The sequence below is a fragment of the Nocardia farcinica genome, assembly GCF_001182745.1.
GTDB lineage: Bacteria > Actinomycetota > Actinomycetes > Mycobacteriales > Mycobacteriaceae > Nocardia > Nocardia farcinica.
The window spans coordinates 2,288,226-2,302,543 of record NZ_LN868939.1 but is presented as its reverse complement, the minus strand read 5'-3'; the positions used below and the strand labels follow the sequence as shown (position 1 = coordinate 2,302,543).

Below are 14,318 nucleotides of genomic sequence, written 5' to 3'. Positions count from 1 at the left end.
GGTTCAGTCCTCCGGCTCGAAGGCGAACACCTCGCCGATCCTGGTCGCCACCACGACCTCGCCCTTCGGGCCGACCGAGGTGCCGGTGGTGCTGCCCTGCGCGCCGGGCAGCACATCGGAATCGATGGTGGCGCCGGTGGCGGTGTCGAAGGTGACCAGGTTCAGGCCCGCGCCGATCGCGGCGGTGGTGTAGCCGATCCCGCCCGCGGTCTGCACCGGGAGCCCGCGCAGCGCCAGATCCTTACGCTCCCAGGCGGTTTCGACGCCGTCTCCGGTGTCGCGCAACGCCATCAGATAGCCCTCGTCACCGGCGGGCACGATCAGCCCGTCGGCGGCGACCGAGATCGCCCCGGCCGGGGTGAACGCGAGCTGATGGACCCACTTGGTGCGCCCGTCGGCGGTGTCGAGCGCCAACAACCGGCCGCTGTTGTCGCCGACGTAGACGGTGCCGCCGTCGGCCGAGAGCGCCGGACTGGTGGCGCTGCCGCCGGTGAGCAGCTGGGCGCTCCACTCCCGGTGGAGACGCTGGTCGGCGTAGCGCATCGCGACCAGGTCGGCGGCGGGCTCGCCCGGCTGCCACACGGTGACGAAGAAGCGGCCGGAGGACTCGTCGATCGCGGAGACCGTGGCGATCGGGCACTGCGGCCCACCGGTGGCGCAGTCCTCGAGGCCGTTTCCGGAGGCCGGTCGGGTGAGGTCGGGATGCTCGAGGAAGTCCGGTTCGCCCAGCAACTGGGTGGTGGGCACCACCCGCTTGCCGGTCTGCCGTTCGAGCACGTCGACCTGGCCGGACTGGGTGATGGTGAGCACGTGTCCGTCGCCGGTGAACTGCACCGACACCGGCACGCCCGCGACCGGGGTGCGCCAGCGCGGCTGGCCGAGCAGGTTGTAGGAGTTCACCGCCCCGTCGTCGCCGAAATAGACGTTGGTGCCACCGTCGACGGCGGTCGGCGAGGAGATGGTGTTGGGGCCGAGGCGATCGCAGAAGCGCTTACGGCCGGTGGGCATCTGCAACGACAGGATGGCGCAGCCGCTGGCCGTGCGGGTGGTCAGGAAGATCTGGCTGTCCGGGCCGATGGTGACGGGGTGGGCGATGGGGCCGCCCGCCGGACGCGACCAGCGCAACGTCATCCGTTCGGCGCCGGTCACCGGGCTCGTGGCGGCGTTGCGGCCGTCGTGGTGGACCGCCGGCCAGCCCGCGCCGGAGCCGACCGTGATGTCGTCGACGTCGGTGCCGCACCCGGCGGCCATCGCGCCGAGGACGACCAGCGCCGCCGCGGTACGGACGCGCGATCGCCCGCGCTTCGGCACATCCGGCTTCGGCACATCCGGCGGGGGCACATCCCGCGTGGACTCGGCCCGCGCGCAACCGGTTCGCACCTGCTGATCTCCCCTCTGGTCGACGGCCGCACGCAAGACTAGCGGGTCCGGGCCCGGCCACGCCCGCCGCACGGCGTGTTCGCCCGGCGGTCCCGGCAGGTGGCCGAGCGCCGGCGCGAGCGCGAGCCTCCCCCGAGCAATTTGAAACCGAGCGGGTTCGCTTTGCTCGCGCGTGTGTTACTGTCCGGTAAGTTGCCGTGTGATCGGGTTCATAGCCGGGTCACCGGCGCGGTGCGGGACACCCGGCGACGGCGCCGGGCGGGCGGGAGAGGTATCGAATGGCACGGCAACAGCGACGTTCTCGGGCGGGAGCGCGACGGTGGGTGGGGCGCGCGATCGCCGCGGCGGTGGCAGGCGTCTGCGCCGCCACGGCGACGGTGGCGGGACCGGAGCCCGCGCCCGCGGTCGCGGCGCCGGTGACCGACTTCTACACCCCGCCCGCGCAATTCCCCACCGAGCCCGGCGCCATCGTCAAGACGCAGCCGATGCCGCTGTACGCGTCGCTGCCCAGTGAACAGGGCTGGCCCGCCGCCGCCGATCTGGTGATGTACACCAGCCGATCGCAGGACGGCACCCCGGCGGTCGTCACCGGCACCTTCATCGATGCCGCGGGTCCGTGGCTCGGCGCGGGTCCGCGCCCCACGGTCGTCATCGCGCCCGGCACCTCCGGGCAGGGCGACCAGTGCGCGATGTCGCGTGCCTTCGCCACCGGGGTCGCGGCGTTCACCGAACCCGCCCTCGGCATCTCGGCCAACCAGGAACTGCCGTCCTCGGCCGTGTGGAGCAGGCTCGGCGCGCGCGTTCTGGTGACCGACTACATCGGGCTCGGCACCCCGGGCGTCCACACCTACGCCAACCGGATCGAGGAGGCGCACGCCGTCCTCGACGCCGTGCGCGCGGCCAACACGCTGGCCGGTGTCGGCCCGGAGACGCCCGTGGTGCTGTGGGGGTACTCGCAGGGCGGCGGCGCCACCGCGGCCGCGGCCGAGCTGGCACCGCGGTACGCGCCGGAATTGAACCTGAAGGGCACCTGGGCGGGCGGACCGGTCGCCGACCTCGCCGAGATCCTGAAGACCATCGACGGCGCACTCATCGGCGGGGCCATCGGCTTCGCCGTCAACGCCCTGCTGGCCCGCTATCCCGCCCTGTACCAGGCCCTGGACCGGGTGACCAGCGCCGAGGGCCGCGCGATGCTCGAGACACTGAGCAACGCCTGCATCGCCGACGTCATCACCCGGCATCCGTTCCTGCGCACGAACAGCCTGACCGTCGACGGCCGCTCGCTCACCGAACACCTGGCCGACATCCCCGAGGCCGCACCCGCGCTCGCCGAACAACGCGTCGGCACGCTCACCCCGGCCGGCCCGGTGTTCATCACCAGCGGCCGCAACGACGACACCGTCCCCTACGGGCAGGCCCGCGCGCTCGCCGAGACCTGGTGCGCGCAGGGCGCGACGGTCACCTTCCGCACCAACGAGCTGCCGCCGATCCTGCCCGGCGCGACCATCCCCAACCATTTCGGCCCGGAGATGATCGACGCCTTCGGTCCGGACAACGCCGTCACCTACCTGCTCGACCGGCTCGCCGGCAAACCCGTCGCCGGTTGCGCCATCGACGGAGCCTGATCCCCAGGGTCGTCCCCGGCGGGTGACGGCGCGAAAGTACGCTGTTCATCCAAACGAGACGGCCCCCGCGACGGGGTCCGGGAACACGACGGGAGAAGGTTCGTGACGAGCATGTGGGGCGCACCGTTGCGCTCGCGCTGGCGCGGGTCGCGGCGCCGGGATCCGCAGCAGGCGCGGTTTCTGACCATGGCGTCGCTGCGCTGGGTCATCGCCAACCGCGCGTACACGCCGTGGTACCTGGTGCGGTACTACCGTCTGTTCAAGTTCAAGCTCGCCAACCCGCACATCGTGTTGCGCGGCATGGTCTTCCTGGGCAAGGGCGTCGAGATCCACGCGACCCCCGAACTGGGCCGCATGGAGATCGGCCGCTGGGTGCACATCGGCGACGGCAACGCCATCCGCTGCCACGAGGGCTCGCTGCGCATCGGCGACAAGGTGGTCTTCGGCAAGGACAACGTCGTCAACACCTACCTCGACATCGAGATCGGCGAGTCCACCCTGGTCGCGGACTGGTGCTACATCTGCGACTTCGACCACAAGATGGACGACATCACCCTGCCGATCAAGGACCAGGGCATCGTCAAGAGCCCGGTGCGCATCGGCCCGGACACCTGGATCGCCGCCAAGGTGACGGTGCTGCGCGAGACCAGGGTCGGGCGCGGGTGCGTGCTGGGCGCGCACGCGGTGGTCAAGGGCGAGATCCCCGACTACAGCATCGCCGTCGGCGCCCCGGCCAAAGTGGTGAAGAACCGCAAGGCCACCTGGGAGGCGGGCGCCGAGGAGCGGGCGAAGTACCTGGCCGCGCTCGAGGACATCGAACGCAAGAAGAACGGTGTGAGCACGCAATCCTGACGAATCCGTCGGCCTGGTGAACTAGGGTTCGGCCCATGCACAGGTACGCGGCGCTGCTGCGCGGGATCATGCCGAGCAACCCCAACATGCGCAACGACAAGCTGCGCGGCGTGTTCGAGGGCCTCGGTTTCGAGAAGGTCGCCACCGTGCTCTCCAGCGGCAATCTCGTCTTCCGCACCGAGCCCACCGACACCGCCGAGCTCGAGGACCGCATCCAGGGCGCGCTCAACGCCGAACTGAGCATCGCGGGCGGCACGCTGGTGCGCGACTACGACGAACTGCGCGACCTGCTCGACCGCGACCCGTTCGAGGGCCTGGTCCACGAACGCGCCTCCTACCTCACCGTCACCTTCTTCAAACGGCCCATCGACGATCCCGAGCCCGCGGCCCCCGCCGACCCGCTCACCCGCGTCGTCGGCTACGACGAGCCCACCCGGGCCCTGCTCACCGTCATCGACAACAGCACCCCGAAGACCCCCGACTTCATGGCCTGGCTGGACAAGACCTACGGCAAGGACATCACCACCCGCACCTGGCTCACGGTCCAGAAGGTGGTCAAGAAGATGGAGTCCTAGCGGAGGGAGTGCTGGTCCGCCGGCGCCTGCGCGGTGCAGAGGAAGGCGGTTGCGGTGCGGCCGATGCGGGTGAGGACGAGGGTGTAGGGCCGGGTGCCGCGGAGTTTGAGGCGTTTGCGGAGGGCGTCGGGGTCGATGTCGACGCCGCGGACGAGGATTTCCAGGGCGCCGCAGTCGCGGCGGGTGAGTTCCCGGCGCAGGGTCTTCTCGCGCAGGTCGAGGCGGTCGTCGATGCGGAAGCCGCGGACCCCGGGTGGCACCCGGTCACCGGTGAGGTAGGCGATCTGCGGATCCAGTTGCCACAGGCCGTGTTTCGCGGCGTAGTGGCGGACCAGCCCGGCGCGCACGATCGCGCCGTCGGGGTCGATGATCCAGGTGCCGGGCGGGCGCTGCGGGATGTCGTCGGGCTCGGTGTCGGTGAGGGTGATGCCGGGGCCGGTGGTGGACAGCACCGTGGCGCGGCGGCGCACGCCGGGCTCGGCGAGACCGGGTGACCAGAGACAGGCTTCACGGACCGCGCCGTCGAGGGAGATCACCTCGACCTCGCCCGCCCAGTCCAGGCGCGCGAAATCCAATCCGGGAGCACACTTCACGACCAGGTCGCGGCCCGCGTACACCGACAGCAGGTCCGGCAGCGGCGGTTGCAGGGCGGCCGGGTCGTGCGTGCGTCTGCCGCCCGCGCGGCGCGCCGGATCGGCGACGACCACCGTGTCGCGGGTGACGGGCGCGAGCGCGTCGGCGCGGGCCAGCAGAACGTTCGCGGCCCCGCCGAGGTTGTGGGCCGCCATCGCCAGCCGCACCTCGTCGAGGTCGCTGCCGATCACCGCCGGGCACGCCGGGGCCAGCTCGGCGAGCTCCGCGCCGATCGAACAGGTGACGTCGTGCACGGCGCGCCCGGCCAGCCGCCGGGCGCGGTGCCGGGCGACCGCGGTCGGGGTGGCCTGTTGCACGGCGTCGTCGGTGAGCAACCAGTCGGCGGCATCGGCCAGTTTGGCGGCCGCCTTCCGGCGCAACCGCACGGTTTCGATCAGGGCGGGCGCCGCCGCGCCGTGCGCGCGGCGGACCCGCGCCAGGTCGTGCAGGTGCGAGGCGGCACTCAACTCCAGCCCCGCGACCTCCGCGAGCGCAGCGCGACCCGCCGCACTCGCGAGGAACGCGACGTCGGCGCGGCCGAAGCCGTAGCCCACCTACTTCGCGGGCTTCACGCCCGTGATCATGGCGTTGTAGAAGAATTGGCGCGGCACCACGTGGCGCATCACCTTCTCGTCCACCCAGCTCAGGCCGAGCCACGCCCGGTACATCGCCATCCGGTAGCGCCAGGTCAGCTTCTCCTCGGGCACCGCGGCTTCGAAGGTGCGCACCGGCCAGCCCCACAGCGCGGCCGCGAACTCCTCGGTGGTCGCCTTCACCTGGGTGGCGCCCGCCGACCGGGCCATGGCCTCGAGGTCGGCGGGATCGAAGGTGTGCAGGTCGACGACGGCCTCGAGGGCGGCCGCGCGGGAGGACTCGTCCAGTTCCTCCTGCGGACGCCGCCACCCGGCCAGGGCGGGCAGCTTGGTGACGGTGGTGGTGGCCTTCCAGGTGATGCGGCCGAGCCAGCGGGCGTAGAAGTTGCCGACGGTGGTCGGCTCACCGGCGAAGACGAAGCGGCCGCCCGGCTTGAGCACGCGCAGGCATTCGCGCAGCGCCTGCTCCACATCGGGGATGTGGTGCAGCACCGCGTGCCCGACCACCAGGTCGAAGGTGTCGTCGTCGTACGGGATGGTCTCGGCGTCGGCGACGCGGCCGTCCACGTCGAGTCCGAGGTTCTCGGCGTTGCGCAGCGCCACCTTCACCATGCCCGGCGACAGGTCGGTGACCGAACCGGACTTGGCGACCCCGCCCTGCATGAGGTTCAGCAGGAAGAAGCCGGTGCCGCAACCCAGTTCGAGCGCGCGCTCGTAGGGCAGCGGAGCCGGCCCGACCGCGGCGTCGAACCGACCGCGGGCGTACTCGATGCAGCGCTCGTCGTAGGAGATGGACCACTTGTCGTCGTAGGTCTCGGCCTCCCAGTCGTGGTAGAGCACCTGGGCCAGCTTCGTATCCTTGAACGCCGCTTCCACCTCCGCCTCGGTGGCGTGGGGGTTCGGCGCGGGGTCGGAGGGACGTACCGTCATGGTCGCCAAGCCTACCCAGATCTACCCGGCGGTACGGTGCGCGGGCCGGTCATTCGGACAGGTGACCGAGAGCCGCCGGAACTAGAACCTGTTCCTATCAGCGCAATCGTGCCGCACACCCCGCCCGAGTCGGTCGCTCGGGCTGCCTTCGGGGTCCGTCACCGCCCGGTGAACACCGCCGAGCCCGGCCCTTCGGCGACGTAGGAGCTGGTGCCGATGCGCCGGTCCGCGGTGTCGAACAGGGCGGCCCATTCGGTGCGGGCACGGTCGAGACCGTGCGGCCCGGCCTCGAACACGGCCTTGGCGGCGGCCAGCGCCCGCGCCGGACCGCCGGTGAACTGCCCGGCCCAGCGCCGAGCCGCCGCGAACACGTCGTCGGGAGCGACCACCTCGTCCACCAGACCCAGCGTCCGCGCCTCGTCGGCCGCGACGAAGCGGCCGGAGTACACCAGATCCTTGGCCGCGGACGGGCCGATCGACAGCGCCAGCCGCCGGATGCCCGCGAGCGGGATCAACCCGGCACGGATCTGCGGCAGACCGAGTTTGACGTTGTCGCCGATGATCCTGCGGTCGGCGCCGAGCGCGAGTTCCAACCCGGCGCCCAGGGCGTACCCGCAGATCGCGGCGACCGTCGGCTGCGGCACCCTGGCCAGACATCCCAGCGCGTCCTGCAGATCGGCGGCCCGTGCCGCGGCGCCGTCGCGGTCGAGCCCGGCGAGTTCGGCCATGTCGTCCCCCGCGCAGAACACCCGCTCGTCGCCGTAGACGATGAGCGCCGCCACCGCCGGATCGGCGGCCACCCGCGCCGCGGCCTCGGCCACCTCGCGTGCCACCTGGATGTTGATCTGATTCATCGGCGGGCGGGCGATGCGCAGGACGGCGACCCCGTCCTCGTCCGGCTGCCCCAGGGTCACGAATTCGGCCATACCAGGCAACCTACCGCCCGGCGCACCCGCGCCCGCGCGATGCCCGGCGCTCAGCTGCGCGCCGAACCGCGCAGCTTGCCCGCCTCCGGCAGGTCGGCGAAGTAGCGGGCGCCGTCGGGGAACGTCAGCTTCTGTGCGCCGCCGGCGGGGGCCAACACCGGCATGATCGGCTCGATCACCGGTTCGGCGGCCAGGATCTCGGCAGTCGAGTCGAAGGCCGCGAGCGCGTCCAGCTGGGCCCAGGTGGGCGGCAGCAGGATGTCGACGCCCTCGCGCCAGCGGTCCAGTTCCTCGGCGGGGGTGCGCCAGTGCACCTCGGCGGCCTCGGAGGTGGCGCCGTCGGCGCGCTGGCCCGAGGGCAGCACGGCGACGAAGAACCGGGTGTCGTAGCGGCGCGGCTCGATCACCGGGGTGATCCAATTCGCCCACGGCCGCAGCAGATCCGCGCGCAGGACGAGCTTCTCCTCGGCGAGGAAGGCGGCCAGCGAGAGTTCGCGCCGCTCCAGCTTCCCGCGTGCTTCGCGGTAGGCGGCCGTGTCGCCCACGACGGTGTCGGCGGTCGGCCCGGCCAGCAGCACCCCGCATTCCTCGAACGTCTCCCGCACCGCCGCGCAGACCAGGGCCTTGACCCGTGGCTCGGTGGTGTCGAAACGGCGTGCCCACCAGGCCGGTTCGGGACCGGCCCAGGCGATGTCGGCGGTGGCGTCGGAGGGGTCGACCCCGCCGCCGGGGAACACCGTCATGCCCGCCGCGAAGGCCATCCCGCCGACGCGGCGCTGCAGGAACACCTCGGGTCCGCGTGCGCTGTCGCGCACCAGCATCACCGTCGAGGCGTCCTTGGGCTGGGGCGCCTGCGACGCCGGGGCGCCCGCCGAATTGGTCTCACTCACCCCAGCACCATAACCCGCGTCACTGTGGCGTCAGCGCGAGCGGTGCCTGCCCGCCCGGCGCGCCCGCCGCGCGAACCAGCGGCCTTCGATCCGGTCGAGGGCGATGGCCTGGCGGAATGCCTCGCTGAGGTTCTCGGAGGTCAACACGTCGTCGAGCAGGCCCTGGGCCACCACCTCGCCCTCGTTGAGCAGCAGGGCGTGGGTGAACCCGGGCGGGATCTCCTCCACGTGATGGGTCACCAGCACGATGGCGGGCGCGTCCGGGTCGGCGGCCAGGTCGCCCAGTCGCTCGACGAGCTCCTCGCGCCCGCCCAGGTCGAGCCCGGCGGCGGGTTCGTCGAGCAGCAGCAGTTCGGGATCGGTCATCAGCGCGCGGGCGATCAGCACCCGTTTGCGCTCACCCTCGGACAGGGTGCCGTAGGTGCGGTCGGAAAGGTGTTCGGCGCCGAGGCTTTCCAGCATGTCCACGGCCCGGTCGGTGTCCATGTCGTCGTAGCGCTCGCGCCAGCGGCCGAGCACCGCGTAGCCCGCGGAGACCACCAGATCGAGCACCTTCTCGTCGCGGGGCACGCGCCCGGCCAGCGCGGCCGAGGACAGGCCGATGCGCGGGCGCAGTTCGCTGACGTCCACCCGGCCGAGGGTTTCGCCGAGCAGGTTGGCCGTGCCCGAGGTGGGGTGGGTCTCGGCGGCGGCGATACGGAGCAGGGAGGTCTTGCCCGCGCCGTTGGGTCCGAGCACGACCCAGCGTTCGTCGAGCTCGACCTGCCAGGTGACCGGGCCGACGAGGGTGTGCCCCGAGCGTCGGATGGTCACGTCGGTGAAGTCGATGAGCAGATCGGGATCCGGTTGCGGCACGCGCTCCATCTTGGCTCAGATCCCGCGGCGGTGTCGGACCGGCCCTCACCAGGTGTCGGCGGGCACCCCGATCACGGTCAGCGAACCGGGCGCGATCTCGGTGAATCCGGCGTCCCGCACGGCGATCGCCGCGCCGGCGTCCACCAGCGCGGTCAGCGCACGCCAGCGGTCCGGGTCGGCCTCGCGCACCGAACAGCGGAAACCCGCTCCGGCCCAGCGCAACGCGTGCTCGGCGCTCATCGCGCCCGCCAGCAGCATGCTCGCGTGTCCCACCTGTGCCGCGGATTTGCCCAGCGACATGCCCAGGGCCGAATTCACCCACAGCACGGGCAGATCCGGGTCGGGCGGGCCCGGCTCGTCGTGGGCGAGGTCGGTGCCGCCGATCTGCAGCTTCCTGATCCGCGGGTCCACCTCCCCGACCGGGCCGGGCACATAGGCCCGCGCCGCGGCGCCGTCGACCTCGACGGTCACCCCGTCGACCTCGGTCGCGGCCTGCCACTGCGCGCCGCGCGCCCGCCGGGCCACCTTGCGGATACGCGCGCCGGTCCAGGCCAGGAACCGCTGTTCCCACGGCCCGCCGTGGCCGACCCGCGGGTCGAGGCACAGCGCCACCACCGCCGACGCGGCGGCGGCGAGCAGGGCGCTGCGCGCGGGTGGATCCACCTTGGGCAGGTGCAGCACCATCTGCATGGCCTGTACGCGATCCGGGTCCGCCGGATCGTCGGCGCCGCCGTAACCGCGGGCCAACACGGCATGCCTGGCACGGAAAGCCGCCGGTGTGTCCGGGATTTCGTCGACGAACCGGATGTCGCCGCCGCTGTCCGGGTCGGTCATGCGCTCCCCCTTCGGGCGTCACGGTGCATCCGGTGCGTGCGGATGCCTGGCGTGTGCAAGGCGCGGGCGGCGCCGGGCATTCCCGGCGGCGGCCCGCGGCCCGCTCAGCCGATCAACGGCACCCGGCGCAGCAGGCCGTCGCGCGCGTCGGCCGCCTCCACCTCGTCCCGGGTGACGCCGAGGATGAACAGCACCGCGTCCAGGTACGGGTGCGACAGCGCCGCATCGGCGACCTCGCGCAACGCGGGCTTGGCGTTGAACGCCACCCCGAGCCCGGCCGCGTTGAGCATGTCGATGTCGTTGGCGCCGTCGCCGACCGCCACCGTCTGCTCCATGGGCACGCCCGCCTCGGCGGCGAACTTGCGCAGCGCGGTCGCCTTGGCCGCGCGGTCGACGATCTCGCCGACGACCCGGCCGGTGAGCTTGCCGTCGACGATCTCGAGGGTGTTGGCCTGCACGAAATCCAGTTCGAGGTCGTGCGCGAGCGGCTCGATCACCTGGCGGAACCCGCCGGAGACCACGCCGCAGCGGAAGCCGAGCCTGCGCAGGGTGCGGATGGTGGTGCGCGCGCCCGGCGTCAGCTCGATGCGCTCGGCCACCTCGTCGATGACCGACTCGTCCAGGCCCGCGAGCGTGGCCACGCGCTGACGCAGCGATTCGGCGAAGTCGATCTCCCCGCGCATGGCGGCCTCGGTGACCTGCCGGACCTGCTCCTCCACCCCGGCGTGCGCGGCCAGCATCTCGATCACCTCGCCCTGGATCAGGGTCGAGTCGACGTCGAACACGATCAGCCGCTTGGCGCGCCGGGCCAGGCCCGCCCGCTCCACCGCGACGTCGACCTCCTCGGCCACGGCCACCTCGGCCAGCGCCGTGCGCAGCCGCGAATCGGTGTCGCTGCCGGTGTCGATCGCGGTGACCAGCAGCTCCATACCGGTCACCGGGTAGTCGGCGATACCGCGGATGGTGTCGATGTTGGCGCCCAGCGCGGCCAGCTGCCGCGAGACGGCGCTGAACGCCCGCGCGGTGACCGGCGCACCGAGGATGACGACGGCGTGCGTGGACATCGGCTGCCTGCCGATGGCCGCGCCCACCTCCACCTCGACGGCCATGCCGACGGTGTTCATCGCCTCCTCGAGCTCGTCCTGCAACGCCTCGGGGTCGCTGGGACAGCTGATCAGCACGCCCAGGGTGAGCCTGCCGCGAATGACGACCTGCTCCACGTCGAGCAGGCTCACCTGGTGCCGCGACATGGCCGCGAGCAGCACGGACGTCACGCCCGGCCGGTCCGGCCCGGTGACGGTCACGAGAACGGTGGTGTCGGCCACGTCGGTGCGCTCCAAGTCTTTCTGCTCGTCACACGAGTGTGCACCCGCTGGGGCCCAGCGGGTGCACAGTCGTCGTCGTTACTTCTTCGCCAGCAACGCGTCGTCGTCCTGCGGGGTCCCGTGCTTGCCCGAGCCCCAGCCCACGTGCGCCTCGGCGCGCATGCGCTCGATCATGTGCGGGTAGTGCAGCTCGAAGGCCGGACGCTCGGACCGGATGCGCGGCAGCTCGTAGAAGTTGTGCCGCGGCGGCGGGCAGGTGGTGGCCCACTCCAGCGAGTTGCCGTAACCCCACGGGTCGTCCACGGTGACGACCTCACCGTAGCGGTAGCTCTTGAAGATGTTCCAGATGAACGGCAGCATCGAGGCGCCGAGCACGAACGCGCCGATCGTGGAGATCGTGTTCAGCGTGGTGAAGCCGTCCGAGGGCAGGTAGTCGGCGTAGCGGCGCGGCATGCCCTCCGCACCCAGCCAGTGCTGCACCAGGAAGGTGGTGTGGAAGCCGACGAAGGTGGCCCAGAAGTGCCACTTGGCCAGGCGCTCGTCCACCATGCGGCCGGTGATCTTCGGGAACCAGAAGTAGATGCCGGCGAAGGTGGCGAACACGATGGTGCCGAAGAGCACGTAGTGGAAGTGGGCGACCACGAAGTAGGAGTCGGTGACGTGGAAGTCCAGCGGCGGGCTGGCCAGGATGACGCCGGACAGACCACCGAAGAGGAAGGTCACCAGGAAGCCCAGCGACCACAGCATCGGCGATTCGAAGGTCAGCTGACCCCGCCACATGGTGCCGATCCAGTTGAAGAACTTCACGCCGGTCGGGACCGCGATGAGGAAGGTCATGAACGAGAAGTACGGCAGCAGCACCGCGCCGGTGGCGTACATGTGGTGCGCCCACACGGCGATGGACAGCGCGGCGATGCCCAGGGTCGCGTACACCAGGGTGGTGTAGCCGAAGATCGGCTTGCGGCTGAACACCGGGAAGATCTCGGAGACGATGCCGAAGAACGGCAGCGCGATGATGTAGACCTCGGGGTGGCCGAAGAACCAGAACAGGTGCTGGTAGAGCAGGATGCCGCCGGTGGCCGGGTCGTAGATGTGCCCGCCCAGGTGGCGGTCGTAGGCCAGGCCGAACAGGGCCGCGGTGAGCAGCGGGAAGGCCAGCAGCACCAGCACGCTGGTGACGGCGATGTTCCAGGTGAAGATCGGCATCCGGAACATGGTCATGCCGGGGGCGCGCAAGCAGACGACGGTGGTCAGCATGTTCACGCCGCCCAGGATGGTGCCCAGACCGGAGACGGCGAGGCCGAGGATCCACAGGTCGGTGCCGACACCGGGCGAGTGCAGGATGTCGGTCAGCGGCACGTAGGCGGTCCAGCCGAAGTCGGCCGCGCCGCCGGGGGTGATGAAGCCCGCGGTGGCCATGGTGGCGCCGAACGCGTAGAGCCAGTAGCTGAAGGCGTTCAGGCGCGGGAAGGCGACGTCGGGGGCGCCGATCTGCAGCGGCAGGATGATGTTGGCGAAGCCGAACACGATCGCGGTCGCGTAGAACAGCAGCATGATCGTGCCGTGCATGGTGAACAGCTGGTTGAACTGCTCGGGCGAGAGGAACTGCAGACCCGGGCGCGCCAGCTCACCACGCATCAGCAGGGCCATCAGACCGCCGATCATGAAGAAGCTCATGGCGGTCACCAGGTACATGGTGCCGAGCACCTTCGGGTCGGTCGTGGTGACCATCTTGTAGAGGAAAGAACCCTTGGGTCCGGTCCGTGCCGGATACGGTCGAGTCGCTTCCAACTGAGGGACTGGTCTGGGCTCTACCGCAGTCACTGATCCTCCTGAAGGTGCCTTTAGGTCGCTCCGCAGGCTCCGCTGCTCGCACACATCCCGTTACCGGAACAGCGGACAGTTCGCTTGCGCTCCACAGATCGTAAACCGTGCGCCCGTGCCACACGGCAGGTGGTCCTACTCTGCGTCGTATTTCCCGGCGGCGGTCCCGCGCGCGAACCTCCCGCCGGGCCGATGAATTCCACCGACGCCGCACGTCTGAAGGGGTGACAGCAGCACACGGCCACTGTTCCCGACCCCCGAGGAGACCATCATGACCACCAAGCCGGGCGATCCCGTCTGGGTCGACCTGTTCACCTCCGATCCCGAGGGCGCCGTCGCCTTCTACGGCGGGCTGTTCGGCTGGACGGCCGACCGCGCCGAGGAGTTCGGCGGCTATCTCACCTTCCGCAAGGACGGCAAGGCCGTCGCGGGCGGCATGGGCAAGACCGAGGCCGACGCCGACGCCCCCGACCAGTGGACGATCTACCTGTCCGCCGCCGATGCCCGCGCCACCGCGGCGGCGGCCGCCACGCACGGCGGCACGGTCGTCGTGCCCGCCATCGACGTGGGCGATCTCGGCACCATGGTGGTGCTCGGCGATCCCGGTGGGGCCGGGGTCGGCGTATGGCAGGCGGGCACCTTCCCGGGCATCGAGACCAGCGCGATGGTCGAGGGCGGGCGGTGGCGCGACCACGCGGGCGCGCCGTCCTGGTTCGAGCTGCACACCACCGAGTACGAGAAGGCGCTGGCCTTCTACCGCGACGTGTTCGGCTGGGCGGACACCTTCGAGATGCCCGGCGCGCCGGACTTCCGCTACACCACGATCCACTCGACGAGTCCGATGCTCGGCGGCGTCATGGACGCCGCCGTGGTGGATCCGGCCCAGCGGATGTCGGGCTGGACGGTGTACTTCGGCGCCGAGGACGTGGACGCCACCGTGGCGAAGGCGGTGGACCTGGGTGGACGCGTGCTGCACCCGGCCGAGGACAGCCCGTACGGGCGGATGGCGGTGCTGGCCGATCCGACCGGTGCGCGCTTCTGCGTCGGCGGGGACGTGCCCGGATCCTGAGCCCGGC

At 71.4% G+C, this 14,318-nt stretch carries 13 protein-coding genes; 4 read left to right on the top strand and 9 right to left on the bottom strand.

Annotated elements, in window-relative coordinates:
• Positions 1–3 precede the first annotated feature (3 nt).
• Complete coding sequence (locus AMO33_RS27350) at positions 4–1,380, bottom strand: outer membrane protein assembly factor BamB family protein (RefSeq protein WP_240327336.1); 1,377 nt, start codon at positions 1,378–1,380, stop codon at positions 4–6.
• 278 nt (positions 1,381–1,658) lie between these two features.
• Between AMO33_RS27350 and AMO33_RS27345 the strand changes: the two genes are divergently transcribed.
• The 3 genes from AMO33_RS27345 (at position 1,659) to AMO33_RS27335 (ending at position 4,432) form a co-directional block, all read left to right on the top strand.
• Positions 1,659–3,005 carry a lipase family protein gene (locus tag AMO33_RS27345; RefSeq protein ID WP_170916162.1) on the top strand — a complete coding sequence of 449 codons (1,347 nt, stop codon included), beginning with the start codon at positions 1,659–1,661 and terminating at the stop codon, positions 3,003–3,005.
• 102 nt (positions 3,006–3,107) lie between these two features.
• Positions 3,108–3,857 (top strand): acyltransferase, encoded by a 750-nt coding sequence (locus tag AMO33_RS27340; protein ID WP_011210819.1) that lies wholly within the window; start codon positions 3,108–3,110, stop codon positions 3,855–3,857.
• A gap of 35 nt (positions 3,858–3,892) precedes the next feature.
• The gene (locus tag AMO33_RS27335; RefSeq protein ID WP_060594783.1) at positions 3,893–4,432 is read left to right on the top strand and encodes a DUF1697 domain-containing protein; all 540 of its coding nucleotides are present in this window, start codon (positions 3,893–3,895) and stop codon (positions 4,430–4,432) included.
• Here the strand turns inward: AMO33_RS27335 and AMO33_RS27330 are convergent.
• The 8 genes from AMO33_RS27330 to ctaD form a co-directional block, all read right to left on the bottom strand.
• The gene (locus AMO33_RS27330) at positions 4,429–5,619 is read right to left on the bottom strand and encodes a THUMP-like domain-containing protein (protein ID WP_060594782.1); all 1,191 of its coding nucleotides are present in this window, start codon (positions 5,617–5,619) and stop codon (positions 4,429–4,431) included. The two genes, AMO33_RS27335 and AMO33_RS27330, sit on opposite strands and share 4 nt — an antisense overlap.
• On the bottom strand, positions 5,620–6,588 hold the full coding sequence (locus AMO33_RS27325) for a class I SAM-dependent methyltransferase (RefSeq protein ID WP_011210822.1): 969 nt from the start codon (positions 6,586–6,588) through the stop codon (positions 5,620–5,622).
• Between the two features lie 158 nt (positions 6,589–6,746).
• Positions 6,747–7,514 carry an enoyl-CoA hydratase-related protein gene (locus tag AMO33_RS27320; protein WP_060594781.1) on the bottom strand — a complete coding sequence of 256 codons (768 nt, stop codon included), beginning with the start codon at positions 7,512–7,514 and terminating at the stop codon, positions 6,747–6,749.
• Between the two features lie 50 nt (positions 7,515–7,564).
• Complete coding sequence (locus AMO33_RS27315; RefSeq protein ID WP_220276279.1) at positions 7,565–8,335, bottom strand: NUDIX hydrolase; 771 nt, start codon at positions 8,333–8,335, stop codon at positions 7,565–7,567.
• Between the two features lie 99 nt (positions 8,336–8,434).
• Entirely contained in the window at positions 8,435–9,268 is an 834-nt protein-coding gene (locus AMO33_RS27310) for an ABC transporter ATP-binding protein (protein ID WP_011210825.1), read from the bottom strand.
• 36 nt (positions 9,269–9,304) lie between these two features.
• Complete coding sequence (locus AMO33_RS27305) at positions 9,305–10,093, bottom strand: aminoacyl-tRNA hydrolase (protein ID WP_170916161.1); 789 nt, start codon at positions 10,091–10,093, stop codon at positions 9,305–9,307.
• A 104-nt stretch (positions 10,094–10,197) separates the two neighbouring features.
• A complete protein-coding gene (serB, locus tag AMO33_RS27300) occupies positions 10,198–11,418 on the bottom strand; it encodes a phosphoserine phosphatase SerB (protein ID WP_041561272.1) in 1,221 nt (406 codons plus the stop codon).
• Between the two features lie 78 nt (positions 11,419–11,496).
• On the bottom strand, positions 11,497–13,242 hold the full coding sequence (gene ctaD / locus AMO33_RS27295; protein WP_011210828.1) for an aa3-type cytochrome oxidase subunit I: 1,746 nt from the start codon (positions 13,240–13,242) through the stop codon (positions 11,497–11,499).
• A gap of 271 nt (positions 13,243–13,513) precedes the next feature.
• Here ctaD and AMO33_RS27290 point away from each other — a divergent pair, with 271 nt between their 5' ends.
• Positions 13,514–14,311 carry a VOC family protein gene (locus tag AMO33_RS27290; protein WP_060594779.1) on the top strand — a complete coding sequence of 266 codons (798 nt, stop codon included), beginning with the start codon at positions 13,514–13,516 and terminating at the stop codon, positions 14,309–14,311.
• The last annotated feature ends 7 nt before the right edge of the window (positions 14,312–14,318 follow it).

Excerpts from the sequence above, each read along its gene's own strand:
- AMO33_RS27345 (WP_170916162.1), top strand. The coding sequence starts at position 1,659 with ATGGCACGGCAACAGCGACGTTCTCGGGCGGGAGCGCGACGGTGGGTG.
- AMO33_RS27335 (WP_060594783.1), top strand. The coding sequence starts at position 3,893 with ATGCACAGGTACGCGGCGCTGCTGCGCGGGATCATGCCGAGCAACCCC.
- AMO33_RS27325 (WP_011210822.1), bottom strand. The coding sequence starts at position 6,588 with ATGACGGTACGTCCCTCCGACCCCGCGCCGAACCCCCACGCCACCGAG.
- AMO33_RS27320 (WP_060594781.1), bottom strand. The coding sequence starts at position 7,514 with ATGGCCGAATTCGTGACCCTGGGGCAGCCGGACGAGGACGGGGTCGCC.
- AMO33_RS27315 (WP_220276279.1), bottom strand. The coding sequence starts at position 8,335 with ATGCTGGTGCGCGACAGCGCACGCGGACCCGAGGTGTTCCTGCAGCGC.
- AMO33_RS27310 (WP_011210825.1), bottom strand. The coding sequence starts at position 9,268 with ATGGAGCGCGTGCCGCAACCGGATCCCGATCTGCTCATCGACTTCACC.
- AMO33_RS27305 (WP_170916161.1), bottom strand. The coding sequence starts at position 10,093 with ATGACCGACCCGGACAGCGGCGGCGACATCCGGTTCGTCGACGAAATC.
- AMO33_RS27290 (WP_060594779.1), top strand. The coding sequence starts at position 13,514 with ATGACCACCAAGCCGGGCGATCCCGTCTGGGTCGACCTGTTCACCTCC.